Origin of the sequence: Paracoccus zhejiangensis (assembly GCF_002847445.1) — a bacterium.
Classification (GTDB): Bacteria; Pseudomonadota; Alphaproteobacteria; order Rhodobacterales; family Rhodobacteraceae; genus Paracoccus; species Paracoccus zhejiangensis.
The window spans coordinates 94,394-120,449 of sequence record NZ_CP025430.1; the positions used below are offsets into that span (position 1 = coordinate 94,394).

General features: G+C 65.6%; 25 protein-coding genes. 19 read left to right on the plus strand and 6 right to left on the minus strand.

The genetic code is table 11. The features are described from left to right. Positions 1-53: 53 nt before the first annotated feature. Complete coding sequence (locus CX676_RS00475; RefSeq protein ID WP_101750866.1) at positions 54-1,049, minus strand: aldo/keto reductase; 996 nt, start codon at positions 1,047-1,049, stop codon at positions 54-56. Continuing rightward, a complete protein-coding gene (locus CX676_RS00480) occupies positions 1,046-1,852 on the minus strand; it encodes an IclR family transcriptional regulator (protein WP_101750867.1) in 807 nt (268 codons plus the stop codon). Before CX676_RS00480 ends, CX676_RS00475 begins: the two co-directional genes overlap by 4 nt. A gap of 124 nt (positions 1,853-1,976) precedes the next feature. Here CX676_RS00480 and CX676_RS00485 point away from each other — a divergent pair, with 124 nt between their 5' ends. The 16 genes from CX676_RS00485 (at position 1,977) to zapE (ending at position 17,292) form a co-directional block, all read left to right on the plus strand. Then, complete coding sequence (locus CX676_RS00485; RefSeq protein WP_101750868.1) at positions 1,977-3,296, plus strand: extracellular solute-binding protein; 1,320 nt, start codon at positions 1,977-1,979, stop codon at positions 3,294-3,296. 103 nt (positions 3,297-3,399) lie between these two features. Continuing rightward, a complete protein-coding gene (locus CX676_RS00490; protein ID WP_101750869.1) occupies positions 3,400-4,308 on the plus strand; it encodes a carbohydrate ABC transporter permease in 909 nt (302 codons plus the stop codon). After that, complete coding sequence (locus tag CX676_RS00495) at positions 4,308-5,153, plus strand: carbohydrate ABC transporter permease (protein ID WP_101750870.1); 846 nt, start codon at positions 4,308-4,310, stop codon at positions 5,151-5,153. The genes CX676_RS00490 and CX676_RS00495 overlap by 1 nt, the downstream gene beginning before the upstream one ends. A gap of 4 nt (positions 5,154-5,157) precedes the next feature. Beyond that, the gene (locus CX676_RS00500) at positions 5,158-6,243 is read left to right on the plus strand and encodes an ABC transporter ATP-binding protein (protein WP_101750871.1); all 1,086 of its coding nucleotides are present in this window, start codon (positions 5,158-5,160) and stop codon (positions 6,241-6,243) included. A gap of 2 nt (positions 6,244-6,245) precedes the next feature. After that, positions 6,246-7,355, plus strand: a complete 1,110-nt coding sequence (locus CX676_RS00505) for a mandelate racemase/muconate lactonizing enzyme family protein (protein WP_101750872.1) — start codon at positions 6,246-6,248, stop codon at positions 7,353-7,355. 12 nt (positions 7,356-7,367) lie between these two features. After that, positions 7,368-7,688, plus strand: coding sequence for an L-rhamnose mutarotase (locus tag CX676_RS00510; RefSeq protein ID WP_232816540.1), 321 nt, complete (start codon positions 7,368-7,370; stop codon positions 7,686-7,688). Beyond that, on the plus strand, positions 7,681-8,337 hold the full coding sequence (locus CX676_RS00515; protein WP_101750874.1) for an RraA family protein: 657 nt from the start codon (positions 7,681-7,683) through the stop codon (positions 8,335-8,337). The genes CX676_RS00510 and CX676_RS00515 overlap by 8 nt, the downstream gene beginning before the upstream one ends. Continuing rightward, entirely contained in the window at positions 8,337-9,443 is a 1,107-nt protein-coding gene (locus tag CX676_RS00520; RefSeq protein ID WP_101750875.1) for an enolase C-terminal domain-like protein, read from the plus strand. The genes CX676_RS00515 and CX676_RS00520 overlap by 1 nt, the downstream gene beginning before the upstream one ends. Beyond that, the gene (locus CX676_RS00525; RefSeq protein WP_157935807.1) at positions 9,443-9,775 is read left to right on the plus strand and encodes a UxaA family hydrolase; all 333 of its coding nucleotides are present in this window, start codon (positions 9,443-9,445) and stop codon (positions 9,773-9,775) included. Before CX676_RS00520 ends, CX676_RS00525 begins: the two co-directional genes overlap by 1 nt. Then, positions 9,768-10,955, plus strand: coding sequence for a UxaA family hydrolase (locus CX676_RS00530; RefSeq protein ID WP_101750877.1), 1,188 nt, complete (start codon positions 9,768-9,770; stop codon positions 10,953-10,955). Before CX676_RS00525 ends, CX676_RS00530 begins: the two co-directional genes overlap by 8 nt. 9 nt (positions 10,956-10,964) lie before the next feature. Next, a complete protein-coding gene (locus tag CX676_RS00535) occupies positions 10,965-11,693 on the plus strand; it encodes an SDR family oxidoreductase (protein WP_198590248.1) in 729 nt (242 codons plus the stop codon). Positions 11,694-11,708: 15 nt separating this feature from the next. After that, a complete protein-coding gene (locus CX676_RS00540) occupies positions 11,709-12,560 on the plus strand; it encodes a fumarylacetoacetate hydrolase family protein (RefSeq protein ID WP_101750879.1) in 852 nt (283 codons plus the stop codon). A gap of 32 nt (positions 12,561-12,592) precedes the next feature. After that, the gene (locus CX676_RS00545; RefSeq protein ID WP_101750880.1) at positions 12,593-13,570 is read left to right on the plus strand and encodes a sialic acid TRAP transporter substrate-binding protein SiaP; all 978 of its coding nucleotides are present in this window, start codon (positions 12,593-12,595) and stop codon (positions 13,568-13,570) included. Between the two features lie 85 nt (positions 13,571-13,655). Continuing rightward, positions 13,656-14,138, plus strand: a complete 483-nt coding sequence (locus CX676_RS00550; protein ID WP_157935808.1) for a TRAP transporter small permease — start codon at positions 13,656-13,658, stop codon at positions 14,136-14,138. A 10-nt stretch (positions 14,139-14,148) separates the two neighbouring features. After that, positions 14,149-15,429 carry a TRAP transporter large permease gene (locus CX676_RS00555; protein WP_101750882.1) on the plus strand — a complete coding sequence of 427 codons (1,281 nt, stop codon included), beginning with the start codon at positions 14,149-14,151 and terminating at the stop codon, positions 15,427-15,429. Positions 15,430-16,179: 750 nt separating this feature from the next. Then, positions 16,180-17,292: a cell division protein ZapE gene (zapE, locus tag CX676_RS00560; RefSeq protein WP_101750883.1), complete on the plus strand. Its 1,113-nt coding sequence runs from the start codon at positions 16,180-16,182 to the stop codon at positions 17,290-17,292. A 12-nt stretch (positions 17,293-17,304) separates the two neighbouring features. On the opposite strand, the gene CX676_RS00565 is transcribed toward zapE, so the two are convergent. From CX676_RS00565 to accD, 3 genes are all read right to left on the minus strand, one after another. Then, positions 17,305-18,246 carry a Hint domain-containing protein gene (locus tag CX676_RS00565; RefSeq protein WP_101750884.1) on the minus strand — a complete coding sequence of 314 codons (942 nt, stop codon included), beginning with the start codon at positions 18,244-18,246 and terminating at the stop codon, positions 17,305-17,307. A 128-nt stretch (positions 18,247-18,374) separates the two neighbouring features. Continuing rightward, positions 18,375-19,646 (minus strand): bifunctional folylpolyglutamate synthase/dihydrofolate synthase, encoded by a 1,272-nt coding sequence (locus tag CX676_RS00570; protein ID WP_101750885.1) that lies wholly within the window; start codon positions 19,644-19,646, stop codon positions 18,375-18,377. Between the two features lie 58 nt (positions 19,647-19,704). Then, positions 19,705-20,631 (minus strand): acetyl-CoA carboxylase, carboxyltransferase subunit beta, encoded by a 927-nt coding sequence (gene accD, locus CX676_RS00575; protein ID WP_101750886.1) that lies wholly within the window; start codon positions 20,629-20,631, stop codon positions 19,705-19,707. Between the two features lie 88 nt (positions 20,632-20,719). On the opposite strand from accD, the gene cls reads away from it, so the two are divergent. From cls to CX676_RS00590, 3 genes are all read left to right on the plus strand, one after another. Beyond that, entirely contained in the window at positions 20,720-22,147 is a 1,428-nt protein-coding gene (gene cls / locus CX676_RS00580) for a cardiolipin synthase (protein WP_101750887.1), read from the plus strand. Positions 22,148-22,219: 72 nt separating this feature from the next. Then, entirely contained in the window at positions 22,220-23,956 is a 1,737-nt protein-coding gene (gene ilvD, locus CX676_RS00585) for a dihydroxy-acid dehydratase (protein ID WP_101750888.1), read from the plus strand. Between the two features lie 18 nt (positions 23,957-23,974). Further along, positions 23,975-24,631 (plus strand): DUF6478 family protein, encoded by a 657-nt coding sequence (locus tag CX676_RS00590; protein WP_157935809.1) that lies wholly within the window; start codon positions 23,975-23,977, stop codon positions 24,629-24,631. A 39-nt stretch (positions 24,632-24,670) separates the two neighbouring features. Here the strand turns inward: CX676_RS00590 and CX676_RS00595 are convergent, their stop codons facing one another. Further along, positions 24,671-26,047, minus strand: a complete 1,377-nt coding sequence (locus tag CX676_RS00595) for an AI-2E family transporter (RefSeq protein WP_101750890.1) — start codon at positions 26,045-26,047, stop codon at positions 24,671-24,673. Between the last annotated feature and the right edge of the window lie 9 nt (positions 26,048-26,056).

The window sequence follows — 26,056 nt, forward strand, 5'->3', positions numbered from 1 at the left end:
CATCCGGCCATTCTCACCACGTACCCGTTTCCACGATGCCGAAGGCCCCGATGTCAATTGCGGGGCGTCGGTGCATCCTCGCGCAGCAGGCCCTCGGCCTTCAGCGTAGCCCAGAAAGCCGGCGGGATCGGCGCGTTCCACCAGTTGATGATTTCTGCCAGTTCCTCCGGGCTGCGCGGGCCGGGGATGGTGCTTTTTACCAGCGGATGCGCCCGGCAAAAGGCCAGCGCGGCGGCGGGCAGGTCCACGGAATAGGCATCGCAGACCGCCCTGATCGCGCCGATGCGTGCTGCGATCGGCGGCGGAACCGTGCCATAGTCGAAGGTGTCGCCGCCCGCCAGAACGCCTGAATTGAACGGGCCGCCTATGACCAGATCGGTGCCCGCGCTTGCGCAGGCCGGGAACAGGTCGTCCAGCGGTGCCTGCTCCAGCAGGGTATAGCGTCCGGCCAGCAGGAAAGCGTCCCATTGGCCGTATCGCAGCGCATCGAGGCAGACCTGCGTTTCGTTGACGCCCAGCCCGATCGCACCGACCACGCCCGCGGCGCGCAGGTTGTCCAGCGCGCGATAGCCGCCATCCATCGCGGTGGCGAACTGCTCGGGGCCGTCCACCGGCCCATGCGTCAGGGTGCCGATGTCGTGGATATAGGCAATGTCGATCCGGTCGCGGCCAAGGCGCTGCAGCGAATCCTCGATGCTGCGCATCACGCCGTCATGGCTGTAGTCATAGACCGGGGTGAAGGGCAGGGCCTCGACCCAGGCACCGGCATCGGGCGCGGCGCCCGGCCGCAAGATCCGCCCGACCTTGGTCGAGATCACCGCGTCCTGCCCGCGCAAAGCGGCCCCGACCCGATGCTCGGACAGGCCGTGGCCGTAAAAGGGCGCCGTATCGAAATAGCCGATGCCGGCCTGCAGCGCGGTGTCGACGGTGGCGCGGGCCTGTGCCTCGGAGACGGGGTGGAAGATGCCGGCCAGCGAGGCGCAGCCCAGCCCCAGTTCGGTCACCAAGGGACCGTTCGGGCCAAGCCGGTTCTGCTTCAGCGCAGTCATGATTGCGCCGGCTCGTGTGGCGGGCCCATCACCTCGCGCGCGATCTCGTCGGCGGCCTCGCGTAGCAGCGCCAGCGTCTGGTCGCGCCCGGGCGTGGCATAGCTGTCGATGCGGCGCAGGTAGGGGCAGGTCAGCGCGGCGATGGCGTTGCCAAACGGGTCGAGAATCGGGCAAGACAGGTTCAGCACGCCAACCGTCGTCTGGCTTTCCCCCGACATGTTGCCCGCCGCGCGGATGGCGGCGGTGCGGGCTTCATAATCGGCCTCGCTCAGCGCCGACTCGCCCGGGACCAGCCGGTGGTCGCGGAAGATCCGGGCGCGGATGTCGGGGCGCTGGAAGGCCGCCAGCACCATTCCCGAGCCGGTGTTGAATAGCCCGATCACCGAGCCCACGCGCAGCGACATGCGCCAGTTGCCCGGTGCTGAGAACGAGGCGCTGATGATCACCTCGCTCGCCTCCATCACCGCAAGGTGGATCGACTGCTCGGCCCGGGCGCTGAAGGCACGCATCCGGGGCTCGGCCGCGTCCAGCAGCCGGCGGCGCGGCGGGTGGATGTCGGCCAGCACCAGCAGCCGCAGGCTCAGCGTATAGCGGTCGCCGTCGAGGGTGCGGGTGACATAGCCGCGCCGGACCAGCGTATCCAGCATCCGGTAGATCTCGTTCGCACCGCGCCCGAGCCCCTTGGCGATCTCGGCCTGGGTCAGGCCCATGGACGAGGCGGCCAGCAATTCGAGGATGTCCAGCCCCTTGTCCAGGGCCGGCGCGCGATAGCGGGTCGCTTCGGATGATTCGTCAGAGGTCATGGCTCAAGTTTTCATATCTGAGCAAGCTTTTCACAAGTGGATGATTGACACAAGCAGAACGCTTCATTTATGAATGTGAAACTCATATACGAATAAAGCCACTCACGGCTCAGGGAGGAGACTGATGGCAATGACCAGAACCAGCCTTGCGGCTGCGCTTGCCGCAAGCACACTGCTGGCGGCACCCTTGCAGGCGCAGGACTACGGGACGTTCGATGGCTATACGCTGCGGGTAAAGCTGATCGGAGGCGCGCAGTACGAGCCGCTCTACACGCTGATCCCCGAATGGGAAAAGGCGACCGGCGCCAAGGTCGAGATCCTGTCGCGCAAGAGCCATTTCGAGCTGGACCGCGAGATGAAGCAGGACATCGCGGCCGGGAACACCGGCTACTGCGTCTTCTCGAGCCACACCAACTTCGCGCCGCAATATAATGCGATGAACCAGCCACTGAATGACCTGATCCCGGCCGAAGTGGTGGCCGAGTTCTCGCCGCTGGTGATCCAGCACGCGACGGTGGACGGGCAACTCATGTCGTTGCCCCGGCATTCCGACGTGTCGAACATGTATTACGTCAAGTCGCTCTACGAGGACGCGGACAACAAGGCCAAGTTCAAGGAGCGCTTCGGCTATGACTTGACCCCGCCCGAGACCTGGGACCAGGCGACCGACCAGGCGATCTTCTTCGCCAATCCGCCCGATCGCTACGGCACCCATTTCGCCGGCAAGGACGAGGCGATCACCGGGCGCTTCTACGAGATGCTGGTCGCCGATGGTGGCAAGCTGCTGAACGACGACTTCACCGCCGCCTTCAACGGCCCCGAAGGGGTGATGGCGCTGAACTGGTTCGTCAATCTCTACAAGGAAAAAGCGGTGCCGGCGGGCACGACCAACTATGTCTGGGACGATCTGGGTCTCGGGTTCGCGGCCGGCGCCGTTGCCTATGACCTGGACTGGGCGGGCTGGGCGGCCTTCTTCAACGGCAAGGACTCGAAGATCGCCGGCGATGTCGGGGTGGCGCTGGCGCCAAAGGGCGCGGGCGGCAAGCGCACCGGCTGGTCCGGCTCGCACAGCTTCTCGATCACCCAGACCTGCGACAACAAGGAAGCTGCCGCCAGCCTCATCATGTTCCTGACCAGCCATGACGCCCAGATGATGGAGGCGCGCAGCGGGCTGCTGCCGACGCGCACCAAGGTCTGGGACGATGTGCTGGCCGAGTTCGAGGCGAAGGGCGACACCTTCATGGTCGAGGTGTTCAAGGTCTTTGGCGAGTCCATGCGAGATCACGCCTTCACCCCGCCGCTGATCCCGGAATGGGGCGAGATCTCGAACGCGCTCTGGCCCCAGCTTCAGGCCGCCATATTGGGGGATAAGACGGCCGAAGAGGCGCTGAACGAAGCGGCGGAGGAGGTCAACCTGATCATGTCCGACGCCGGCTACAACTAGGCGCCACCTCTGGCCCGCCGCCCATGTCCTACCGCGCGGCGGGCCAATTCCAATTTCCTTGCAATCAGACTGCGTCCGACGGCGCGGTGCGCGAAAGGTCAGCATGTCCCGCCTGAGACGATATCTGCGCGATAACGCCGTGCCGCTGGCATTGCTGTCGCCGGCGGTGCTGGTAATCCTGCTGGTGGTCCTGCTGCCGCTGCTCTTTTCGCTCTATACCAGCTTTTCCAACTATCGCCTGATCCGGCCCGAGTCGCTGTGGGATGTCGTCTGGTTCCGCAACTATGTCCGGGTGCTGGGCGACGGGGATTTCTGGGCGGCGCTGGGGCGCACGGTGCTGTTCCTGACGCTGGTCCTGAACCTCGAGATGCTGCTGGGGCTGGGGCTGGCACTGATGGTGAACCGGCTGACCTTCGGCCAGCGGACCATGCGGACCATCATGATGTTCCCGATGATGTTCTCGCCTATCCTCGTGGGCTTCCAGTTCAAGTACATGTTCAACGATACCATCGGCGTGGTGAACAACGCCCTGCAATCGCTGGGTCTGACCAGTCACGCGATCCCGTTCCTCGTCGATCGCTGGCTGGCCTTCGCCTCGATCGCCATTGCCGAGATCTGGATGTCGACCTCGATCTTCGCCATCCTGATCCTTGCCGGTCTGTTTGCCATGCCGCGCGACCCGGTCGAGGCCGCCCGCGTCGATGGCTGCACCAACTGGCAGGTCTTCCGGCATATCACGCTGCCTTTCCTCATGCCCTTCATCTACATCGCCATGACCATCCGCTCGCTGGACGTGGCACGGGCCTATGACATCGTCGATGTGATGACCGGCGGCGGCCCGGCCGGGCGGACCGAGCTTCTGTGGACGCTGATCGCCCGCACCGCCTATGACGACAGCCGCATGGGGCAGGCCAATGCCATGGCCTATGTCTCGATCCTGCTGTCGATCTTCTTCACCTGGTACTTCTTCCGCAAGCTGATGGCTGCGCGGAAACATCTGGGGGTGTTCTGATGAGCCGCCGGCAGAAAGATATCCTGATCTGGATCGGCACCTTCCTGGTCATGCTGGTGATCTGCATGCCGGGTTTGTGGGTGGTGCTGTCGGCCTTTCGCCCGAATGGCGAGATCCTGACCAAGCCCGCCGTCTGGATTCCGCGCGATCTGTCCTGGGACAATTTCCGCGCCATCTTCGGGCTGGGTGATGCGGTCGTGGCGATCCCGGTCGGGTCCTATTTCCTGAACTCGCTGATCATCTCGGTGACCTCGACCGTGGTCGCCGTGGTGATCGGTATGTCGGGCGGCTATGCCTTTGCCCGCTATCGCTTTCCGGGCAAGGGCGCGGCCTTCCTGTGGCTGATGCTGTCGCGCTGCGTGCCGGGAATTGCGCTGTCGCTGCCGCTGTTCATCATGTGGAGCTGGACCGGCCTGATCGACACCAAGCTGGGCGTCATCATCGTCTATACCGCGATCAACGTGCCCTTCACCGTCTGGCTGACCGAGGGCTTTTTCCGGCAGGTGCCGCGCGATCTGTCAGAAGCCGCGCAGATCGACGGCTGCACCCCCTGGCAGGCCTTCTGGAAGGTCGAGTTTCCGCTCGCCAAATCAGGCATCGCCAGCGCCGCGATCTTCGCCTTCCTGACATCGTGGAACGAATACGCGCTGGCCAGCCAGCTGACACGCTCGACCGACAGCAAGACGCTGCCGGTGGGCCTGATGGATTTCACCGCCCAGTTCACCATCGATTGGGCCGGGATGAGCGCAATGGCGGTCATCATCATCATCCCCGCGCTGGTCCTGACCTTCCTGGTGCAGAAGCACCTGATCGCAGGGCTGACTTTTGGCGGGGTCAAGGGATAGGAACATGGCAGAAGTTTCGCTGCGCAACGTGGTCAAACGCTATGGCGGTCACAAGGTCGTCCACGGCATCGATCTGGACATCGCCCATAACGAATTCGTCGTGCTGGTTGGCCCCTCGGGCTGCGGCAAGTCCACCACGCTCAGGATGATCGCGGGGCTGGAAGAGATTTCCGAGGGCGAGATCTCGATCGGCGACCGGGTGGTCAACCGGCTGGCGCCGCGCCAGCGCAATATCTCGATGGTGTTCCAGAATTACGCGCTTTACCCGCATATGACGGTGCGCGAGAACTTGGGCTTCAGCCTGAAGATCGCCGGCAGGCCGCCGGCCGAGATCGAGGCGGCTGCCGACGAGGCGGCGCGCATTCTTGGCCTTCAGCCCTACATGGACCGCACGCCGGGCGAGCTGTCCGGCGGTCAGCGCCAGCGCGTCGCCATGGGCCGTGCCATCGTCCGCCATCCCGATGTGTTCCTGTTCGACGAGCCGCTGTCGAACCTCGATGCCAAGCTGCGCACCCAGATGCGGGTCGAGATCAAGAAGCTGCACCGGCAGGTCGGCACCACGGTCGTCTATGTCACCCATGATCAGGTCGAGGCGATGACGCTGGCCGACCGCATCGTCATCATGAAGGACGGGCATATCGTCCAGACCGGAACCCCGCTCGAGGTATTCGAGCGCCCGGTCAACACCTTCGTCGCCAGCTTCATCGGGTCGCCGCCGATGAACCTGGTCAAGGGCGAGCTTCGCGGCGGCGTGGTGGAACTGGCGGGCGGCGGGCAACTGCCCGTCCCGCCCGGCATCGACACTCCACCCGAGGGCGCGCGCGTGATCTTTGGCTTTCGCGCCGACAATTTCATGCCGGTCGGGCACGGACTGGCCGAAACCGGGCCGGTCGCGCTGCTTGACCTGCCGGTGACGCTGGCCGAGCCGCTGGGGGCGGAATCCCTGATCCTGACCGAACTGGCCGGGGTCGAGGTGCAGGGCAAGATGCTGAACCCGCGCCCGATCCTGCCGGGCGAGGTGCTGAGCTTCCAGCTGTCGCTGGACCGCTGCCATCTTTTCGACGCCGACACCGGCAAAAGCCTGAGGTAGAAATGGCCCGCATCACCCATGTCGAGATCCTGATGGTGGACCTGAAACCAAAGGTCCGCCGCACCGATGCCATCCAGAGCTTCGAGTCGCAGGAAACCCCGATCCTGCGGATCACCGATGCCGATGGGGCGGTCGGCACCGGCTATTCCTATACCATCGGCACCGGCGGTCCGTCGGTCATTGCCCTCTTGCAGCACACGCTGGCGCCGCGGCTGATCGGGCGCGAGGCCGAAGAGATCGAAGGCATCTGGCGCGATCTGTTGTTCGCGACCCATGCCACCGCGGTCGGCGCCATCACCTCGCTGGCGCTGGCGGCCATCGACACGGCGCTGTGGGATCTGCGCTGCCGCCGCGCGGGTCTGCCGCTGTGGCGGATGGCGGGCGGGGCGAAAGCCTCGGTTCCCCTCTACACCACCGAAGGCGGCTGGCTGCATATCGAGACGCAGGCGCTGGTCGATGACGCGCTGGCGGCGCAGGCGCAGGGCTTTGCCGGATCGAAGATCAAGATCGGCCGCCCGCATCTCTCCGAGGATCGGGCCCGGCTGATGGCCGTGCGCGAGGCCGTGGGCGCGGGTTACGAAATCATGACCGACGCCAACCAGTCCTTCACCCTGCCCGAGGCGGTCCGTCGTGCCGCCGTGCTGGAAGAGGCCGGGGTGGCCTGGTTCGAGGAGCCGATGCCCGCCGATGATGTCGGTGCGCATGTGCGGCTGGCCAATGCCACGCCGGTTCCCATCGCCGTCGGCGAGAGCATGTATTCGCTGTCGCAGTTCAAGGATTACCTGCAGGCCGGCGGCTGCAGCATCGTCCAGGCCGATGTCGCCCGCGTCGGCGGCATCACCCCCTGGCTGAAGATCGCCCATCTGGCCGAGGCCCATAACATCCCGATCTGCCCGCATTTCCTGATGGAGCTGCACGCCAGCCTGGTCTGCGCCGTGCCGAAAGCGCCCTGGCTGGAATATATCCCCCAGTTGGACCTGATCGCGCCCGAGGGGCTGCGCATCGAACAGGGACGCGCCATGCCCTCGGACGATCCGGGGCTGGGGATCACCTGGGACTGGGACGCGATCGCCCGGCATGGCGTCATCACCCCGATCAGGCTGGGCGCCTAGGCCATGGAACGCATGGCCATGGTCATCCATCTGAAGCCCGGGAGAAAGGCCGAGTACCTGCGGCTTCACGCCAAGGTCTGGCCCGAGGTGCTGGCGCGGATCAGCGCCTGCAACATCCGGAACTACTCGATCTTCCTGAAAGAGCCCGAGGATATCCTCTTCGGCTACTGGGAATATCACGGCGAGGATTTCGCCACCGATGCCGCCCGCATGGCGGCTAATCCGAAGACGCGGGACTGGTGGGCGCTGACCGCGCCCTGCCAGGTCCCGTTCAAGACCGCCGCACCGGAAGACTGGTGGGCCATGATGAAAGAGGTGTTCCACCATGATTGACGACGCGCTGATGACCAAGCGGCTCTCGACCTGCTATTCCGGGGTCGTGCATGACACGCTCAGGGCGATGGGTCTGCGCAACTTTACGCTGCCCTCCGATATCACCCCCCTGATGCCCGAGATGACGCTCTGCGGGCCGGCCTTCACCATCGAGGGCCATCCGGCAGACGCCGCCGACGCGCATGAGACGCTGCTGGCCTGGACCGGGCTTCTGTCCAAGGCGCCCTCGGGCCATGTCTGGGTCTGCCAGCCGCATACCCATGATCTGGCGCAGATGGGGGAATTGTCGGCCGAGACGCTGAAGAACAAGGGCGTGCTCGGCTGCGTGCTGGACGGGCTGGCGCGCGACACGAATTTCCTGATCGAGATCGGCTTCCAGACCTGGCGGCGCGGCCATACCCCGAATGACATCGTCGGTCGCTGGCTGCCGACGCAGACGGGGGGCGTGATCCATATCGGCGGTGTGGCCATCGCCCAGGGCGACTATCTGATGGGGGATCGTGACGGCATGGTCCGGGTGCCGCGCGCCATCGTGGCGGAGGTCACCGAGAAATCGGTCGAGGCGATGCAGACCGAAAGCAAGGTGCGCAATGCGATCCTTGCCGGGACGGACCCGCAGGAAGCCTACCTCAAATACGGCAAGTTCTGATGCGCATCTCCGGGCTCGATATTCGCGCCTGCAGCGCCAGCGCCGCGCCCGACAGCGAGATGCTGCGCGGTGCGGCTGGCGGAAGGCGGCAGGACTTTCTGGTCTATACGCTGCGGACGGAATGCGGCCGCTCGGCCTCGATGTTCGGCTTTGCCGGTGCGGATGCCGGTGGCTCGGCCCGGCTGGCGAAATCGCTGGACGCCTTTCTGACCGGCCGCAATGTCCATGACCGCGAGGCGCTGTGGCATGATTTCCGCCTGCGCAACCGCATGTGGGGGCATTTCCCCATCTATGTCTGGGGGCCGATCGATTGCTGCCTCTGGCTGCTGGCGGCCGAGGCGGCGGACCTGCCGTTGTACCGCTATATCGGCGCGGCGCGTGACAGCGTTCCGGTCTATCTCAGCTCGATGTTTCTGGAGCAGGCCGAGGATTACGTGGCCGAGGCCCGGTCGGCGCAGGCCGAGGGATTTGCCGCCTACAAGCTGCACCCGCCGGGCCGCTCGGTCGAGGAGGACCTGCAGATCCATGCCGCCGTGCGGCAGGCGGTGGGCGAGGGCTTCCCGCTGATGAGCGACCCGGTCGCCAATCTCAGCCTGCCCGATGCGCTGCGCTATGGCCGCGGGCTGGAGGATCTGGGCTTTGCCTGGTTCGAGGAGCCGATGGCAGACGAGAACATCCCGGCGCTGCGCGAATTGACGCGGCAGCTGGACATTCCGGTGGTCGGCACCGAGACGCTGGCCGGCCATCCCTACAGCCTTGCCGATATCGTCGCGCGCCAAGTGGTCGACGTGATCCGCGCCGATGTCAGCTGGACTGGCGGTGTGACCGGGGTGTTGAAATCGGCGCGCCTGGCCGAGGCCTTCGGCATGAATTGCGAGATCCACACCGCCATCTTCCATCCGCTCGAGATGATGAACCTGCATCTCTGCGCCGCGGTGCGCAACTGCAGCTATCTGGAATTGCTGGCCCCGGTCCGGGACTTTGCCTTCGGCCTCAAGGGCGAACTGCCGATCCGTGACGGGGTCGCGCATTTGCCCGATGCGCCGGGGCTTGGCGCCGAACTGGACTGGGACCTGATCGAGAACGCGACCATGGAGGCGCTGTGATGCCACCGATGACAGACCAACCGATCACCGCCGGGCTGCTGCGCCTTGCGGTGGAGGACAATGTGCTGGTGGCCACCGGCCCGCTGGTTCCGGGCGCCACCGCGATCAATGGCGGTGGTGAGATGCATCTGCGCGAGGCGGTGACGCTTGGCCACAAGGTCGCCGCGCGGCCCATCGCCAAGGGCGAGAAGATCCTGAAATACGGCGTGTCCATCGGCTCGGCGACCGAGGACATTGCTGCCGGCCAGCATGTCCATGTCCACAACATGCAAAGCGATTACACGCCTACCCATGTGCTCAATGAAACCGCGACAGGAGGCCGCGATGCTTGAGGGCATTCTGCGCAGCGACGGGCGCAAGGGCATCCGCAACACCCTCGCCGTCGCCTATCTGGTCGAATGCGCCCATCACGTTGCGCGCGAGATCGTCCAGCCCTATCGGGACGCGGGCGCGCAGGTCATCGGCTTTCCCGGCTGCTATCCCAATGCCTATGCCCAGACCATGATGGAGCGGCTTTGCACCCATCCGAATGTCGGTGCGGTACTGCTGATCAGCCTCGGCTGCGAAAGTTTCAACCGCTTCCAGCTGGAAAAGACCATCGCCGCGACCGGACGCCCGGTGGAGACACTGGTCATCCAGCGGGCAGGGGGCACGCGCGCGACCATCGAGGCGGGCCGCGACTGGGTGGCAGCTCGGCTGCCGGAACTGGCGGCGGCACCCAGGGTGCCGATGGCGCTGTCGGAACTGGTCGTGGGCACGGTCTGCGGCGGCTCGGACGGGACCAGCGGCATCACCGGCAACCCGGCGGTGGGTCTGGCCTTCGACCGGCTGGTCGAGGCGGGCGCGACCTGCATTTTCGAGGAAACCGGCGAGTTGATCGGCTGCGAGGGCATCATGTCCGCCCGCGCCGCCACGCCCGAGCTGGGACGCGAACTGACCGCCTCGGTCGAGAAGGCGGCGGCCTACTATGCCACGCTCGGTTACGGCAGCTTTGCCGCCGGCAATGCCGAGGGCGGACTGTCCTCGATCGAGGAAAAGTCGATGGGGGCCTATGCCAAGTCCGGCAAGTCGCCGATCAGCGGTCTGATCAAGCCCGGCGACATCCCGCCCAAGGGCGGGCTCTACCTGATGGACGTGGTGCCCGATGGCGAGGTGCGCTTTGGCTTCCCGAACATCAGCGACAATGCCGAGATCGTCGAGATGATGGCCTCGGGCGCGCATCTGACGCTGTTCGTAACCGCGCGCGGCTCGGTCGTCGGCTCGGCCTTGGCGCCGGTAATCAAGATCTGCGCCAATCCCGAGACCTATGCCCGTCTGACCGAGGACATGGACGTGAACGCAGGCCGGGTCTTGTCGGGCACGCCGCTGGCCGAGGTGGGTGACGAGATCTTCGATCTGACCCTCGAGGTCGCGAACGGTCGCCAGACCGCCTCGGAATCGCTCGGCCATGCCGAATTCATCCTGACCTACAAAAGCTTCGAGCCCATCGGCCCGGCTTGCCTGCCTGTTTGAGGAATGACCATGGGACGACTGACTGGAAAGACCTGCCTTGTGACCGCCGCCGGTCAGGGCATCGGCCGCGCAACCGCCGAGGCCTGGCTGCGCGAGGGCGCGACGGTCTGGGCGACCGATCTGAATGCGGATGCGGTCGGCAGCATAGAGGGCGCCATCGCGCGCCGGCTGGACGTGACCGACAAGACGGCGATCGAGGCGCTGGTGGCCGAGATCGACGGGCTGGACGTTCTGTTCAACTGCGCCGGGGTGGTCCATGCCGGATCGATCCTCGACTGCACCGACGCGGATTGGGACTTCGCCTTCGACCTGAACGCCAAGGCGCAATACCGGATGATCCAGACGGTGCTGCCCGGCATGTTGAGCCGCGGCGGCGGGTCGATCCTCAACATGTCCTCGGTGGCCTCGTCGGTGAAGGGCGTGCCGAACCGCTTTGCCTATTGCGCCTCCAAGGCGGCGGTCATCGGGCTGACCAAGGCGGTCGCCGCCGATTTCGTCACCCGGGGCATCCGCTGCAACGCCATCTGCCCCGGCACGGTCGACAGCCCCTCGCTGCATGACCGGCTGCGGGCGACCGGGGATTACGACAAGGCGATGCGCGATTTCGTGGCGCGGCAGGCCATGGGCCGGATCGGCAGGCCCGAGGAAATCGCCGCGCTGGCCACCTACCTGGCCAGCGACGAAAGCGCCTTCACCACGGGACAATGCCTCGCCGTCGATGGCGGCTGGACAATCTGAACAAGGGACATCTCGATGAAATTTCTGCGTTATGGCGAAGTGGGGCAGGAAAAGCCCGGGCTGCTGGACGATGATGGCACCATCCGCGACCTCTCCGGCGTCCTGACCGGCGTCCTGACCGGCGACCTGCAGGGCGAGGCCTTGGGCAAGCTGGGCGATCTGCACGATCTGGACTTGCAGGCGCTGCCGGTGGTCGGGGGATCGCCCCGGCTTGGACCGCCGGTCGCCGGCACCGGCAAGTTCATCTGCATCGGGTTGAACTATGCCGACCACGCGGCGGAATCCGGCCTTGCCGTTCCGCCCGAGCCGGTCATCTTCATGAAGGCCACCAGCGCCATCTGCGGGCCGAACGATCCCATCGTCATCCCGCGCGGCTCGACCAAGACCGATTGGGAGGTCGAGTTGGCCGTGGTGATCGGCAAGACCGCCAAATATGTCAGCGAGGCCGAGGCGATGGATCATGTCGCGGGCTTCTGCGTCACCAATGACGTGTCCGAACGCGCCTTCCAGACCGAGCGTCAGGGCCAATGGACCAAGGGCAAGAGCTGCGACAATTTCGGACAGATCGGCCCCTGGCTGGTCACGCCCGACGAGATCGCCGATCCGCAGCAGCTGGGCATGTGGCTGACGGTGAATGGCGAGACTATGCAGGACGGCTCGACCTCGACCATGGTCTATGGCGTGGCCTTCCTGATCCATTACCTCAGCCAGTTCATGTCGCTGCATCCGGGCGACGTGATCTCGACCGGCACGCCGCCGGGCGTGGGGCTGGGGCAGAAACCGCCGCGCTACCTGAAACCCGGCGACGTGGTTGAACTGGGCATCGGAGGACTTGGCGCACAGCGCCAGATCGTGATCGCGGACTGACGGTCCGCGTGGGAGAAAAGGGAGAGGATCACATGAAAATCAACAACTTGAAAAAGGCGGCCTTGGCCGCCATCGCAATCGGCTTGGCTGCCTCCGGGGCGATGGCCGAAGAATGGCGGCTGGGTCACATCCTGCCGCCGGATCATCCGGGCAACCGCGCGCTGGAACAGGCCGCGACCGAAATCGCCAAGCGGACCGAGGGCCGCATCGACATCAAGGTGTTCCCGGCGGGCCAGGTCGGCGGCGCCAAGGAGATCCTGACCGGGATGACGCTCGGCACGCATCAGATGGCCTTCGACGGCGCCGGCATCCTCAGCCAGTGGACCAAGGAGCTTGGCGTGCTCGAGGCGCCCTATCTGGCCAAGGACTTTGCCCATCTGGAACGGCTCTACGCCAGCGAGAAGGGGCAAGAGCTTCTTGAAAAGCTGCGCACCGACCACGGCATCCGCATGCTGGATGTCTGGTATTACGGCACCCGGCACATGACCAACAATGTCCGGCCGATCGAAACCCCGGCGGATGTCAAGGATCTGAAGATCCGCGTGCCCGAGATCGAGCTGAGCCTTGAATTCATCAAGTCGCTTGGCGGCCGTCCGACTCCGATGGCCTTCCCCGAGCTGTATCTGGGCCTGCAGACCGGCGTGGTCGATGGTCAGGAAAACCCGCTGCCCACCATCGAGGCCGGCAAGTTCTACGAGGTGCAGGACCATTTGGCGCTGACCGGTCACCTGGTCCAGACCGTATCGCCGCTGGTGTCGGAAACCGCCTGGAACGCGGCCTCCGAGGCGGATCGTGCCGTGGTGCTGGAGGTGCTGCAGGCGACGGGCGATGTCTACAACAAGCAGATCGCCGAACTCGAGGAAGGGCTGATCGCCAAGCTGGAAGGGTCCGGCATGAAGGTCACCCATCCCGACCGCGCCGCTTTCGCCGAGGCGGTCAAGCCGATCTACGCCCAGTTCGAGGATGTCTGGGGGGCGGGCACCTACGAGGCGCTGGCCGAGGTCGAATAGCGCCGACCAGGGCAGGCCGACCGGAGAAAGCAGGTGTTGCGCGACCGGTCGGCCAGATCGCAATTCTCGGCAAGGGGTGACTGCCATGCGGATCTTCAACAGGCTTGAAGGGGTGTTCCTGATCGCGCTGTTTACGCTCGCGCTGTCTGCGCTGACGGCGCAGCTTCTCAGCCGCTATCTGCTTCCGGTCCAGTTTCCCTGGACCGAGGAGCTGGCGCGGCTGACATTTACCTGGATCGTGTTCTTCGGCGCGGCCTATGCCATGCGCACGGGGGGACTGATCGCGGTGACCATGCTGGTCGATGCGCTGCCCGACCGGCCGCGTGCCGCCATCGCCATCGCCATGCATCTGTCCGGGGCCGTGTTCTTCGCGGTCGTGGCCTGGACGGGCACCACCGTCGCCATGAAGGTCGCCAACCTGCCGACCATCGCCATGGGGGTGTCCTCGACGTGGGAATACGCCGCCGTGCCCGCCGCCTCGGCGCTGATGCTGGTCCGCTCGCTTGCCGCCATCCGCAGCATCTGGCGCGACGGACTGCCGCGCCGCGGCGTCGAAACGATGATCTGAGAGGAAGACGATGGCTTTCATGCTGACACTCTGGCTCGTCCTGCTTGCCCTGGGGATGAGCGTCGCCCTGACCCTGGGCGTATCGTCGCTGGCCCAGCTCTGGATGGACGGCACGCCGCTGGTGGTGATCGCGCAGCGGATGACAAAATCGATCTCGGATTCCTTTCCGCTGCTGGCGGTGCCCTTCTTCATCTTCGCCGGCAACCTGATGAATACCGGCGGCATCACCGAGCGCATCTTCGGCCTCGCCCGGGTGATGGTCGGCCACATGCGCGGCGGCCTCGGCCATGTGAATGTCGTCGCCTCGGTGGTCTTCTCGGGCATGTCGGGATCGGCGCTGGCCGATGCCGGGGGACTTGGCAACATGGAGATCCGGGCCATGCGCAAGGCCGGCTATGATGCCGGTTTCGCCGGGGCGGTGACCGTCGCCTCCTGCATCATCGGTCCGATGATCCCGCCCTCGATCCCGATGGTGCTTTATGGCGTGCTGGCCGACGTGTCGATCGGGCGGCTGTTTCTGGGCGGCGTCGTGCCGGGCCTGCTGACGGCCGGCGCGCTGATGATCATGATCGCCTGGTTCGCCCGCCGCCGCGACTATCCGCGCGACCCGGTGCCAAGTCTCGGCGACGTGCGCATCGCCTTCCTGCGCGCGGCCCTGCCCATTGCCACGCCGGGCATCATCATCGCGGGCATCGCCTTCGGCCTGTTCTCGCCGACCGAAGCCGCCGTCGTCGCCTCGCTCTACGCGCTGGTCCTGTCCTTCTGCATCTATCGCGAGATGAGCCTGCGTGACCTGTGGAAGGTGATCCTCGACACCATCCGCATGTCCGCGATGGTCTGCCTGATCGTGGCGACCGCCAGCATCTTCGCGTGGATCCTTGCCGCGCATCAGGCACCGATGCGGCTGGCAAGCTGGCTGCTGACCCTGACCGACGACCCGCTGATGCTGCTGATCATCATCAATATCGCGGTTCTGGTCGCGGGCTTCTTCATCGAGGGTCTGGCGATCATGATCCTGATCGTCCCCGTGCTGGCGCCGACGCTGATCTCTGCCGGGATCGACCCGGTCCATTTCGGCGTGGTCTTCATCTTCAACCTGATGATCGGGCTGATGACGCCACCGATGGGGGTCGGTCTGTTCGTCGTCTCCGGTGTCTCGGGTATCCGCCTCGAGACCCTGATCCGCGCGACCATTCCCTTTCTGATCCCGCTGGTCGCGGTGTTGATCCTGCTGATCCTGGTGCCGGGCTTCGTGACCGGCCTGCCCAACCTGCTGCTCGGGCCGCCATAGGCCGGATCGCGACATCTTGGCCTTGCGGCTTCCCGTTCAGGGAGGCTGTAGGGGACGGGGCTTCGGATCTGGCGGGCCTATCGTCTAGCGGGAGCGCGAGAGATCGTCGTCCGGTATCTCTCCGGGCGGCAGGACCTTCCTGTGCGACCGCCAAATGTGGCTAGAAGCTTGAACCCCCATAGGGCAGGCCCCGTCATTAGCCTGCAGGCCGCGGCACCCGGATCAAGCGAGCCCGTACCGAAGATCAAGGCGACGTCGCCAAGACTGGTTCGCCTAGGCCAACAGGCTCAGCCAGTTCTCTGAGAACTTGGTGCCAGCTACCCGAGTCCGTGGCTAAGCTGCCGACGATCGTTCCGTCGCCTTACTCTTCCTCGGAAAATAGCATTGAAAGAAGGGTGTGTGGCGAAACGAGCAATACTGGACAGAGCGCTTGACAGATGAGCCCAAGGACCCTGAGCTGCTGCCGGTTTGGTGGACACGAAGATAAGATCGTGACCAAGGAACCGGAGAGTGGATATGACGAGACGGAAGTTCAGCCGTGAGTTCAAGACCGAGGCCATAAGGCTGGTGACGGAGCGTGCTGCGGTGATGATCACAACCCCCCCGCATCCCGATCGACCGCGGCGACTGTTCCATCCGGCGGCTCCTGTGCTAGTCCCGTGTTGAACCTGCCGGAACCGGCAGCGCGGAACAGGGCCGAGGGACGGTGGTGAGAGGTGGCAGGGTGGTCATGGTGAAAGCGCTTCCCGCATGAGCAGCGTCAGCGAGCTCTATGACCAGCGGGTCTCCAGCGGAAAGCTGACCGCCGATCCGGCGCAGCAGCGGGTTCTGCCGCTGCTGGACGAGTTGGTGGCGGGTCTGGCGGAGGCTGCGCCGGTGAAATCGAACGGCGGTTGGCGGCGGCTGTTCGGGGGCGGGCAGGCCAGCGCGTCGGCGCCGGCGGGGCAGGCCGGGCTCTATCTCTGGGGCGGGGTCGGGCGTGGCAAGTCGATGCTGCTGGATCTCTGCATCGAGGCGGCGCCGATCACTGCCAAGCGCCGGGTGCATTTCCACGAATTCATGCAGGAGGTGCAGGCGGGGCTGGAGGCGGCGCGGAAGCGCGGCGACCAGGACACGGTGCGCCCCGTCGCCCGCAAGATCGCCAGCGACGTGCGGCTGCTGTGCTTCGACGAGATGCAGATCACCGACATCGCCGATGCGATGATCGTGGGCCGGTTGTTCCAGACGCTGTTCGAAGAGGGCGTGGTCATCGTCACCACCTCGAACCGCGCGCCCGATGACCTCTACAAGCACGGGCTGAACCGGCAGTTGTTCCTGCCCTTCATCAAGCTCATTCACGAGCGGATGCAGGTGGTGGAACTGGTCAGCCCGACCGATTACCGGCAGGGGCGGACGGTTGGTGGCCAGGTCTGGTTCGTCCCCGCCGACGCCGCGGCCCATGCGGCGATGGACGCGATCTGGACGGAGCTGACCGGCGGTGCCGCACCCGCGCCGCTGGAGATCGAGCTGCGCGGCCGCAAGCTGGTTCTGCCGGCCTTTGCAGAGGGCGTGGGGCGCGCGGGCTTCTGGGAGCTTTGCGGCAAGCCGCTGGGGCCGGCGGATTATTTGGAACTGGTGCGCGCGGTCGATGTGCTGATGATCGACGCCATTCCCCGGCTTGGCCTGTCGAATTACAACGAGGCCAAGCGCTTCGTCACGCTGATCGACACGGTCTACGAGGCCAAGGTCCGGCTGATCGCCAGCGCCGCCGACGAGCCGGAACAGCTTTATAACGAGGGCGAGGGCAGTTTCGAATTCGAACGCACCGCCAGCCGGCTGCGCGAGATGCAGGATGCCTCCTGGGGTGTGCCGCCCGCCGCGTGACGGCCTTGCGGCTCAGGCCGTGACGCCCTGTGCCCCTTCCACCAGGGCCGCAACCTCTTTCCGCTTGAGGAAGGGGCGGGCAGGGGTCATCGGGTTCTCGCCCGTTGCAAGGGACGGGAAGGCGCGGGTCAGGTCGGACCTGTCCTCGGCGCTCAACGCGCGGATCGCCATCGGGCCGGTGAAGAAGCTTTCTGTCGCGGCACCTTCGGCCCGGATGACCTCGTGGCGGGCACAGGCGATATGGACGAGGTCGAAGGGCACGCCGTCGGTCAGCGGCGTGACGCCGGGCAGGCCCGCCCGCCACAGGTGCAGTGCCGCCGCCAGATATTCGGTCCCATCGGCATCGTGGACCAGAATGCGGTGCTGGGGCGAGACGCAGAGGTCGCGCCGCGGCAGCCGCTCGCCAAGCGCGCCGGCAGCAATGCGGATCGGGCGCAGGTTCGGGTTACGGTCGAGCCGATCGGCATCGATGGCGGTTCGTCCGGTCCAGACCAGCGGCTGCGGACCGTGATCGCGGGTCAGGACCAGATCGCCCGGACGCAGGCTTTCAACCGCGCGCTCGCCCCCGGGTGTGGCGATCAGGGTGCCGGCGAGAAAACAGACCGACAGGTCATCGATCGAGACATCGTATTTCGGTGCGTGGACGATATCGTCCAGAATCGACTGCACGGTGGAATAGTTCTGCGGCGCAGTGGTGGGGATCGGCGTGGCGGTATAGAGATAGCCGTTCGAACCCGCCCCCAGCACGCCAGTGGTGCCGTCCCAAAGCGCAGGAACGCCGCCGACCGAACCGCCGATATGGCCGGCCGAGTCCCCGGTGAAGGCGATCCACTCGTTCCGAGTGATCGAGCCGCTGCTATCGGCGTCGTTGACAGAGATCGTTACAAGTTCCGACACCGTCGCAGTCCCGTTGACGACGGTGGTTCGATAAACCTGGAAAGTCTCGACGGGCATGACAGTCCCCCTTAAAAGAACAACATTTAGACATGCGAAGAAAGCATGTTTTACCGAAAAAATCCAGCAATATTATGAGGTAACGTGGATCTTCCCGACTGGATCGGACGAAAAGATCGCTTCAACCGTCAGTTGTTCTCACGCAACACCCGGCCGGCCAGGTACAGGGACCCGCAGATCAGGATTCGGCTTTGCGAACTGGTACTTGCGATTTCGCGGATCGCGGCCTCGGCATTTTCGCCCACGCGCGCGTCAATCCCGGCCTCGCGCGCAGCTTGTGCGGTCGCCTCGGCGGGCAGGGTGTTCGGCTCGCCCGGAATGGGAATCGCGATCAGCCCGTCGACCTGGTCGGCCAGCGGGCGCATGTAGCCGGTGACATCCTTGGTGTTCAGCATCCCGCAGACAAGCCAGGTGGCGCGGCGCGGCATCGCGGCCAGCGTCGCGGCCACCGCCTGGCCGCCGGCGGGGTTATGACCGCCATCCAGCCACAGTTCCGCAGCGGGACCTGCAGCCTCGACCAGCGGTCCCTGCTTCAGCCGCTGCATCCGGGCGGGCCATTCGGCGCGGGTGACGGCGGCGCGGGCCTGATCGGGGCTGACGCCCAGATGTCGCAGCGCCGCCAGCGCAGTGCCGGCATTCTCGATCTGGTGCGGGCCGGGCAGGTTCGGCAAAGGCAGGTCCAGCAGACCGTTCTCGTCCTGGAAGACCAGCGAGTCCCGTTCGCGCGCCACCGACCAGTGTTGCCCCGCGATCAGAAGCGGTGCCCCCAGCCGTTCGGCCCGGGCCTCGATCACCTCGAGCGCCGGTTCCTCCTGCGGGGCGATGATCGCCGGCACCCGGCGCTTGAGGATGCCGGCCTTCTCGCCGGCGATCTCGGGCAGGGTCTCGCCCAGGTATTGCGTGTGGTCGATGCTGACCGGGGTGATGATCGTCAGGCGCGGGTCGTCGATGACATTGGTGGCGTCCAGACGCCCGCCCAGCCCGACCTCGAGCAGGGTGTAATCGGCCGGCACGCGCGAGAAGGCGAGGAACCCCGCCGCCGTGGTGATCTCGAAGAAGGTGATCGGCTGGCCATCATTCGTCGCCTCGCATTCCTCCAGCGTGGCCGCCAGCAGGTCCTCGGGGATCAGCTCGCCCGCCAGCCGGATGCGCTCGTGAAACCGCGCCAGATGCGGCGAGGTATAGGCGTGGACACGGGCGCCCCCGGCCTCGAGCCCCGCGCGGATCATCGCCTGGGTCGAGCCCTTGCCATTGGTGCCGGCGATATGGATGACCGGCGGGATGCGGCGCTCGGGATGGCCAAGCGCGGCCAGCAGCCGGTGCATCCGGTCCAGCGACAGGTCGATGACCTTGGGGTGCAGCGACATCAGGCGATCAAGGATGGCGTCGGACTGGGTCATCGCTCAAGCCGGGGGCGCTGCCCCCGGTCCCCCGGGATATTTGGGCCAAGATGAAGGGTCAGGCGGGTTTTTCGCCATCGGTGACAAGCACGGTGCCTGGCTCGCCCGGCGGCGGCAGGTCGCCGGCGATCGGGGCGGGCAGGCGACCCAGAAGGCGCAGGATCGAGACCAGTTCGGTCCTCAGCTTCTTGCGATGGGTCACCCGGTCCAGCATGCCGTGCTCCAGCAGGTATTCGGCGCGCTGGAAGCCCTCGGGCAGTTTCTCGCGAATGGTCTGCTCGATCACGCGGGGGCCGGCAAAGCAGATCAGCGCGCCCGGCTCGGCGATCTGGATGTCGCCCAGCATGGCATAGCTGGCGGTGACCCCGCCGGTGGTCGGGTGGGTCAGTACCACGACATAGGGCAGGCCGGCCTCTTTCAGCATCTCAACCGCGACGGTGGTGCGGGGCATCTGCATCAGCGACAGGATACCCTCCTGCATCCGCGCGCCACCGGCGGCCGAGAACAGCACCAGCGGCCGCTTCAGCTTCACCGCCCGCTCGGCGGCGGCGATGATGGCATTGCCGACATACATGCCCATCGAGCCGGCCATGAAGCTGAAATCCTGCGCGGCGGCGACGATGGGGGTGCGGCCGATCTCGCCCTCGGCGACCAGCATGGCCTCTTTCTCGCCGCTGGATTTCTGCGCCGCCTTCATCCGCTCGGGATATTTCTTCTGGTCGCGGAAATGCAGCGGGTCGGCCAGCGGCTCGGGCACCTTGACCTCGACGAAGACCCCGCCGTCGAACAGCGAGTTGAACCGGTCGCGCGGGCTGATCGCCATATGGTGATCGCAGCTCGAGCAGACGTTCAGATTCTCGGTCAGTTCGCGGTGGAACAGCATGGTCCCGCATTCGGGGCATTTCGTCCACAGGTTCTCGGGCACTTCGCGGCGCGAAAACAACGAGTTGATCCGGGGACGGACGTAGTTGGTGATCCAGTTCATCGCGCGGGCCCTGTCTGTATTCCGGCTTCCAGATAGGCCGCATGGGCGGGAATTGCAATTGCTGCGCCGCCGAAGGAAGATGCGCGCCATGTGGCCGACTGCCTTTCTGTTCCTGCACAACGTTGCCGCGCTGCTGGTCGTGGCGCGCGTGTTGATTCGACCGCGGATGGAGCCCTCGGTACGGCTGGCCTGGATCATGGTGGTCGAGGCGATCCCGATTGTCGGCATCGGCGCCTATCTTCTCTTCGGCGAGGTGCGGATGCGCCAGGCCGAGGTGCAGAAGATGGCCGATGTCCGCGACCGGCTGACCGGGCTGCGCAAGCCCAGCCCCAATGTCATTACCCATCCCCCGAACGAGCTGGAGCCGGTCTTTGCCGTCAACCGCGCGGTGGGCGGGCTGCAGGCGGTGGACGGCAACCGGCTGCACCTTCTGTCCGAGGGCGATGACGCCATAGATGCCATGGTCGATGCCATCGACGGCGCGCAGGATCATGTCCATATCGTCTTCTACATCTGGCTGGCCGATGACAGCGGCACCCGCATGGTCGAGGCGATCGAGCGCGCGGCACGGCGGGGCATCGATTGCCGGGTCATCGTCGATGCGCTCGGCTCGCGGCTCTTCGTGCGCTCGGCCCTCTGGACGCGGATGCAGGCGGCGGGGGCGGAATGCGTCACCGCCTTTCCCTGGGGGATGCCGCTGATCAGCCTCTTGTTCCAGCGGCTCGACCTGCGCAATCACCGCAAGATCATGGTCGTGGACAATGCCGTCGCCTTCACCGGCAGTCGCAACTGTGCCGACATGGCCTTCGCGCTGAAGCCGAAATACGCCCCCTGGGTTGATATCCTCGTTTCTGCCGAGGGGCCGGTGGTGCGGCAGTTGCAGGGGGTCTTCCTGGCCGACTGGATGAGCTATACCGGCCGCGACCTGGGCGAGATGCTGGCCATGGTCGATGCCGTCGAGGAGCCCGGGGACACCGCGCAGGTGGTCGCCACCGGTCCGGACCGGCGGGCGGGCAGCATCTCGGACAGTCTCGCCACGATGATCCTGAACGCCCGCAGCGAGATCGTGCTGACCACACCCTATTACGTCCCCGACATGGCACTGGACGCGGCCATCCGCTCGGCCGCGCGGCGGGGCGTCGAGGTGACGATGATCCTGCCGGCGCGGAACGATTCTCTGATCGTGGGGGCGACCAGCGAGGGGTTCTATTACAGCCTGCTGGCCGCCGGGGTGCGGATCTACCTGTTCCAGCCCGGGCTGCTGCACTCCAAGATCACCACCGTCGACAACCGCTATGCGATGATCGGCAGCGCCAACCTGGACCGCCGCAGCTTCGAGCTGAATTACGAGGTCAACATGGCCATCTATGACAGCGGCGTGACCGACGAGTTGAACCAGCGTCAGGCCAGCTATGTCGCCCGCTCGGTCGAACTGTCGCTGGAGGATGTGAAGAACTGGAGCCTGTTGCGCCGCATCCGTAACAACCTGCTGGCGCTGGCCTCGCCGCTGCTCTGACGCCCGCGCTTGCCCCCTTGGGCTCTGCGGCTTAATCCTTAACCAGTCATATCAGCCAGATCGGGGTGCGCCATGTCGTCCAACAGCCGCTTTGACAAGTCGAAGCTACCCAGCCGCCATGTCACCGAAGGGCCGGCCCGCGCCCCCCATCGCAGCTATTTCTATGCCATGGGGATCAGCGAGGACGAGATCCATTCGCCATGGGTCGGCGTCGCCACCTGCTGGAACGAGGCCGCGCCCTGCAATATCGCGCTGAACCGTCAGGCACAGTCGGTGAAACAGGGGGTGAAGAAGGGCGGCGGTTGCCCGCGCGAGTTCACCACCATCACCGTCACCGACGGCATCGCCATGGGGCATGAGGGGATGCGGTCAAGCCTCGCCAGCCGCGATGCCATTGCCGATACGGTGGAACTGACCATGCGCGGCCATTGCTATGACGCGCTGGTGGGGCTGGCGGGCTGCGACAAGTCGCTGCCGGGGATGATGATGGCGATGGTGCGGCTGAACGTGCCCTCGGTCTTCATCTACGGCGGCTCGATCCTGCCGGGGAAACTGAACGGCAAGGACGTCGTGGTGCAGGACGTGTTCGAGGCCGTGGGCCAGCACGCCGCCGGCAACATGTCGGACGCGGAACTGGACATTCTCGAGCGCGTTGCCTGCCCCTCGGCCGGGGCCTGTGGCGGGCAGTATACGGCCAATACCATGGCCTGCGTCAGCGAGGCGATCGGGCTGGCGCTGATGAACAGTTCCGGCGCCCCCGCGCCCTATGAAAGCCGCGATCAATACGGGCTGGCCTCGGGCGAAGCCGTGATGAACCTGATCGAGAAGAACATCCGCGCGCGTGACGTGGTGACGCGGAAGGCGCTGGAGAACGCCGCGCGGGTGGTTGCCTGCACCGGCGGCTCCACCAATGGCGGGCTGCATTTGCCGGCCATCGCCCACGAGGCGGGGATCGATTTCGACCTTTTCGATGTCTGCGACATCTTCCGCGAAACGCCCTATTTCGTGAACCTGCGCCCGGGCGGCGACTATGTCGCCAAGGATCTCTTTGAGGTCGGCGGCGTGCCGGTGGTGATGCGCGAATTGCGCAAGGCCGGGCTGATCCACGAGGATTGCATGACCGCCTCGGGCCGGACGATGGGCGAGGAACTGGACCTGATCACCCGCGAGGCCGATGGCAGGGTGATCCACCCGGTCGAGACGCCGATCTCGAGAACCGGGGGCGTGGTCGGGCTGTCGGGCAATCTGGCGCCCGACGGGGCCATCGTGAAGGTCGCCGGCATGTCCGAGGCCGAGCAGGTCTTTACCGGCCCGGCCCGCGTCTTCGAATGCGAGGAAGAGGCCTTCGAGGCGGTGCAGAACCGCGGCTACAAGGAAGGCGAGGTGATCGTCATCCGCAACGAGGGCCCCGCCGGCGGGCCGGGGATGCGCGAGATGCTGTCGACCACGGCGGCGCTGTCGGGGCAGGGGATGGGGAAGAAGGTGGCCTTGATCACCGATGGCCGTTTCTCGGGCGCCACGCGCGGCTTCTGCGTCGGCCATGTCGGCCCGGAATCGGCCCATGGCGGCCCCATTGCGCTGCTGCAGAACGGTGACATGATCACCATCGACGCGGTCAAGGGCGAGATCAGCGTGGCGCTGTCGGACGCGGAACTTGCTGCGCGAAAGGCCGCATGGACCAATGGGCGCAAGACCGATTATGCCTCGGGTGCGCTGTGGAAATATGCCCAGCTGGTTGGTGGGGCACGATATGGTGCGGTGACCCATCCGGGGGCGGCGAAGGAAACCCATGTCTACATGGATCAGTAATCGGCCAGGGCGGGGATGATGCGGTCAAGGCCCTGGTGGTCCCGGCTGGTGCCGGGCGCGGCCCGCCGACCGGTGGCCGCGCTGTCGCGCGTGGCGCTGGATACGCGGCCGGCCCCCGCCGGCACCGATCTGCGCTGGCGGCCGGGTCTGCTGTCGCAAACGCTCACACCGGCCGAGATCAGCGATCCGGCGAGCGGCCAGCGCTTGGGGGATGACGCGGCGCTGTGGCATGACAGCCGCGAGGGCGGGCTGCGCCTGCGTCAGATACCCGGCGCTGAACCTCTGGCCCCCTTCCGGCTGCAGCTTGAGACGGAGGGGTTCCCCGGCAGCTACCTGTCGCTTTCCATCGATCTGCCGCCCGAGGCACAGAGCGACCTGCTGCAGGCCCATATCCTGCGGCTCGAGACCGTGCTGTGGTCGGAACAACCGCTGCGCAGTTTCGGTCGGCTGAATGTCAGGAATGGCCCGAATACCGACAAGATCCTGCGCGACCTGCCCCTGCCGCAGGCCAGAGACAGCGGCCCCACGGTGATCGAATTCGACCTGGCCGCTATGGATATCAACGAGAAGCGGCTGGAGAAGATCTGGCTCGACCTGATCTTCGAACAGCCGCAGGCCAATATGATCGAGATCGGCGAGATGATCCTGTCGCGCCACCTGCGCGCCAGCTTCTAGCACGGGGGCCGGTGCCGGGAGGCGGGAACCGGCCCGCGTCTACCGCGCCTCTTTCTCGTCCTCGTCCATCATGTCGGGCGGGATCTCTCCGGCGAGGAAATTGCCGAATTTCTCCATCCCCGGGATATGCTCGGCCAGCACCCGCAGCACCACCAGCATCGGCACGGCGACGATCATCCCGATCACCGACCAGAGCCAGGCCCAGATGGCGACCGTCAGGAACACGACGACCGTGTTCAGCTGCAGCCTGCGCGAGACGAAATAGGGGGTGATCAACTGCCCCTCGATCGATGTCAGCGCCAGATAGGTGCCCGCCACCAGTACAGGCGTGAGGAGATCGGGAAAGACGAACAGCGCCACCACCCCGGCAAGCGCGGTGCCGCCAATGGCGCCGATATAGGGGATGAAGTTCAGAACGAAGCCGCCCAGGCCAAAGAGCAGCGGGCTGGGCATCCCCCAGATCCACATGGCGATGCCGATGCAGAGGCCAAGCCCGGCATTGATGATGGTGATGGCACCCAGGTAGGTTGAGAGCGAACCCTCGATGGCGCGCAGCGCCTCGTAGGCGCGGCGCTTTTCCGACAGCTTGTCAAAGCTTTGCACGATCTTCAGGTAAAGCAGATCACCCGAGGAGATCATGAAGAACAGAAGGACCAGCGTGAAAATTACCTGGCCAAAGGCCGCCGGCCCCAGAGACAGCGCCTGACCCATGGTCGAGGGGCGGTCGGAGTTGTTGACCTGAACGGTGATGTCGCGGGTTTCCGTCTGCTCGCCATTGGCGGCCTCGGTGGTCGAAGTGGTGACGGTCGTGGTCGCGTTCGGGTCATTGATGACCTGCGTCTGGGCATCCTCGATCGGCGACGCAGGTAGTCCATTGGTCCGCGGCTGGGTCAAATCGGTCGAAACCGCGGTACCCGCTTCGCCCTCCGCCTCGCCTTCGCCCTGAATCGCATCGGTCACCTCGCCGGCATTCGTCGCCTCGTCGATCTGCTCGGCCACTTCCTCGATCTTGCGGAACTGCGAGCGGATTTCCGTCGCGCGCTCCTTCAGGCGCTCGGAAATGGTCGGTGCGTCCTCGACAATCTGGCTGACAGGGCCCGAGGCGAGATAACCCAATCCCACCACCAGCACGATCATGCCCATGGTGATCAGCGTGGCCGAGATGGTCGCACCAATACCGCGACGTTCCAGAAAGCGGCGGATCGGGATGAAGACGAAGAAAAGAAGCAGCGCCAGCGAGACCGGCATCAGGAAGGCCTGCGCATAGGCGACGAACCAGAACAGCACGATCAGGAAGGTGCCGATGACCGCCCAACGGGGGAAGGACCGTTTCGGTTCGGGAGGAGCCGTTACCGCCTTGGTTGCAACTTCGGCGTCGTCCTGCGACGGGGCGGGACGGGGTGTCGGCTCGGTCATGTTCGGCTG

What these genes read in the sequence shown, in the direction of transcription:
- CX676_RS00475 (WP_101750866.1), bottom strand. Translation starts at nt 1,049, where the DNA reads ATGACTGCGCTGAAGCAGAACCGGCTTGGCCCGAACGGTCCCTTGGTG.
- CX676_RS00480 (WP_101750867.1), bottom strand. Translation starts at nt 1,852, where the DNA reads ATGACCTCTGACGAATCATCCGAAGCGACCCGCTATCGCGCGCCGGCC.
- CX676_RS00485 (WP_101750868.1), top strand. Translation starts at nt 1,977, where the DNA reads ATGGCAATGACCAGAACCAGCCTTGCGGCTGCGCTTGCCGCAAGCACA.
- CX676_RS00490 (WP_101750869.1), top strand. Translation starts at nt 3,400, where the DNA reads ATGTCCCGCCTGAGACGATATCTGCGCGATAACGCCGTGCCGCTGGCA.
- CX676_RS00495 (WP_101750870.1), top strand. Translation starts at nt 4,308, where the DNA reads ATGAGCCGCCGGCAGAAAGATATCCTGATCTGGATCGGCACCTTCCTG.
- CX676_RS00500 (WP_101750871.1), top strand. Translation starts at nt 5,158, where the DNA reads ATGGCAGAAGTTTCGCTGCGCAACGTGGTCAAACGCTATGGCGGTCAC.
- CX676_RS00505 (WP_101750872.1), top strand. Translation starts at nt 6,246, where the DNA reads ATGGCCCGCATCACCCATGTCGAGATCCTGATGGTGGACCTGAAACCA.
- CX676_RS00510 (WP_232816540.1), top strand. Translation starts at nt 7,368, where the DNA reads ATGGCCATGGTCATCCATCTGAAGCCCGGGAGAAAGGCCGAGTACCTG.
- CX676_RS00515 (WP_101750874.1), top strand. Translation starts at nt 7,681, where the DNA reads ATGATTGACGACGCGCTGATGACCAAGCGGCTCTCGACCTGCTATTCC.
- CX676_RS00520 (WP_101750875.1), top strand. Translation starts at nt 8,337, where the DNA reads ATGCGCATCTCCGGGCTCGATATTCGCGCCTGCAGCGCCAGCGCCGCG.
- CX676_RS00525 (WP_157935807.1), top strand. Translation starts at nt 9,443, where the DNA reads ATGCCACCGATGACAGACCAACCGATCACCGCCGGGCTGCTGCGCCTT.
- CX676_RS00530 (WP_101750877.1), top strand. Translation starts at nt 9,768, where the DNA reads ATGCTTGAGGGCATTCTGCGCAGCGACGGGCGCAAGGGCATCCGCAAC.
- CX676_RS00535 (WP_198590248.1), top strand. Translation starts at nt 10,965, where the DNA reads ATGGGACGACTGACTGGAAAGACCTGCCTTGTGACCGCCGCCGGTCAG.
- CX676_RS00540 (WP_101750879.1), top strand. Translation starts at nt 11,709, where the DNA reads ATGAAATTTCTGCGTTATGGCGAAGTGGGGCAGGAAAAGCCCGGGCTG.
- CX676_RS00545 (WP_101750880.1), top strand. Translation starts at nt 12,593, where the DNA reads ATGAAAATCAACAACTTGAAAAAGGCGGCCTTGGCCGCCATCGCAATC.
- CX676_RS00550 (WP_157935808.1), top strand. Translation starts at nt 13,656, where the DNA reads ATGCGGATCTTCAACAGGCTTGAAGGGGTGTTCCTGATCGCGCTGTTT.
- CX676_RS00555 (WP_101750882.1), top strand. Translation starts at nt 14,149, where the DNA reads ATGGCTTTCATGCTGACACTCTGGCTCGTCCTGCTTGCCCTGGGGATG.
- zapE (WP_101750883.1), top strand. Translation starts at nt 16,180, where the DNA reads ATGAGCAGCGTCAGCGAGCTCTATGACCAGCGGGTCTCCAGCGGAAAG.
- CX676_RS00565 (WP_101750884.1), bottom strand. Translation starts at nt 18,246, where the DNA reads ATGCCCGTCGAGACTTTCCAGGTTTATCGAACCACCGTCGTCAACGGG.
- CX676_RS00570 (WP_101750885.1), bottom strand. Translation starts at nt 19,646, where the DNA reads ATGACCCAGTCCGACGCCATCCTTGATCGCCTGATGTCGCTGCACCCC.
- accD (WP_101750886.1), bottom strand. Translation starts at nt 20,631, where the DNA reads ATGAACTGGATCACCAACTACGTCCGTCCCCGGATCAACTCGTTGTTT.
- cls (WP_101750887.1), top strand. Translation starts at nt 20,720, where the DNA reads ATGTGGCCGACTGCCTTTCTGTTCCTGCACAACGTTGCCGCGCTGCTG.
- ilvD (WP_101750888.1), top strand. Translation starts at nt 22,220, where the DNA reads ATGTCGTCCAACAGCCGCTTTGACAAGTCGAAGCTACCCAGCCGCCAT.
- CX676_RS00590 (WP_157935809.1), top strand. Translation starts at nt 23,975, where the DNA reads ATGCGGTCAAGGCCCTGGTGGTCCCGGCTGGTGCCGGGCGCGGCCCGC.
- CX676_RS00595 (WP_101750890.1), bottom strand. Translation starts at nt 26,047, where the DNA reads ATGACCGAGCCGACACCCCGTCCCGCCCCGTCGCAGGACGACGCCGAA.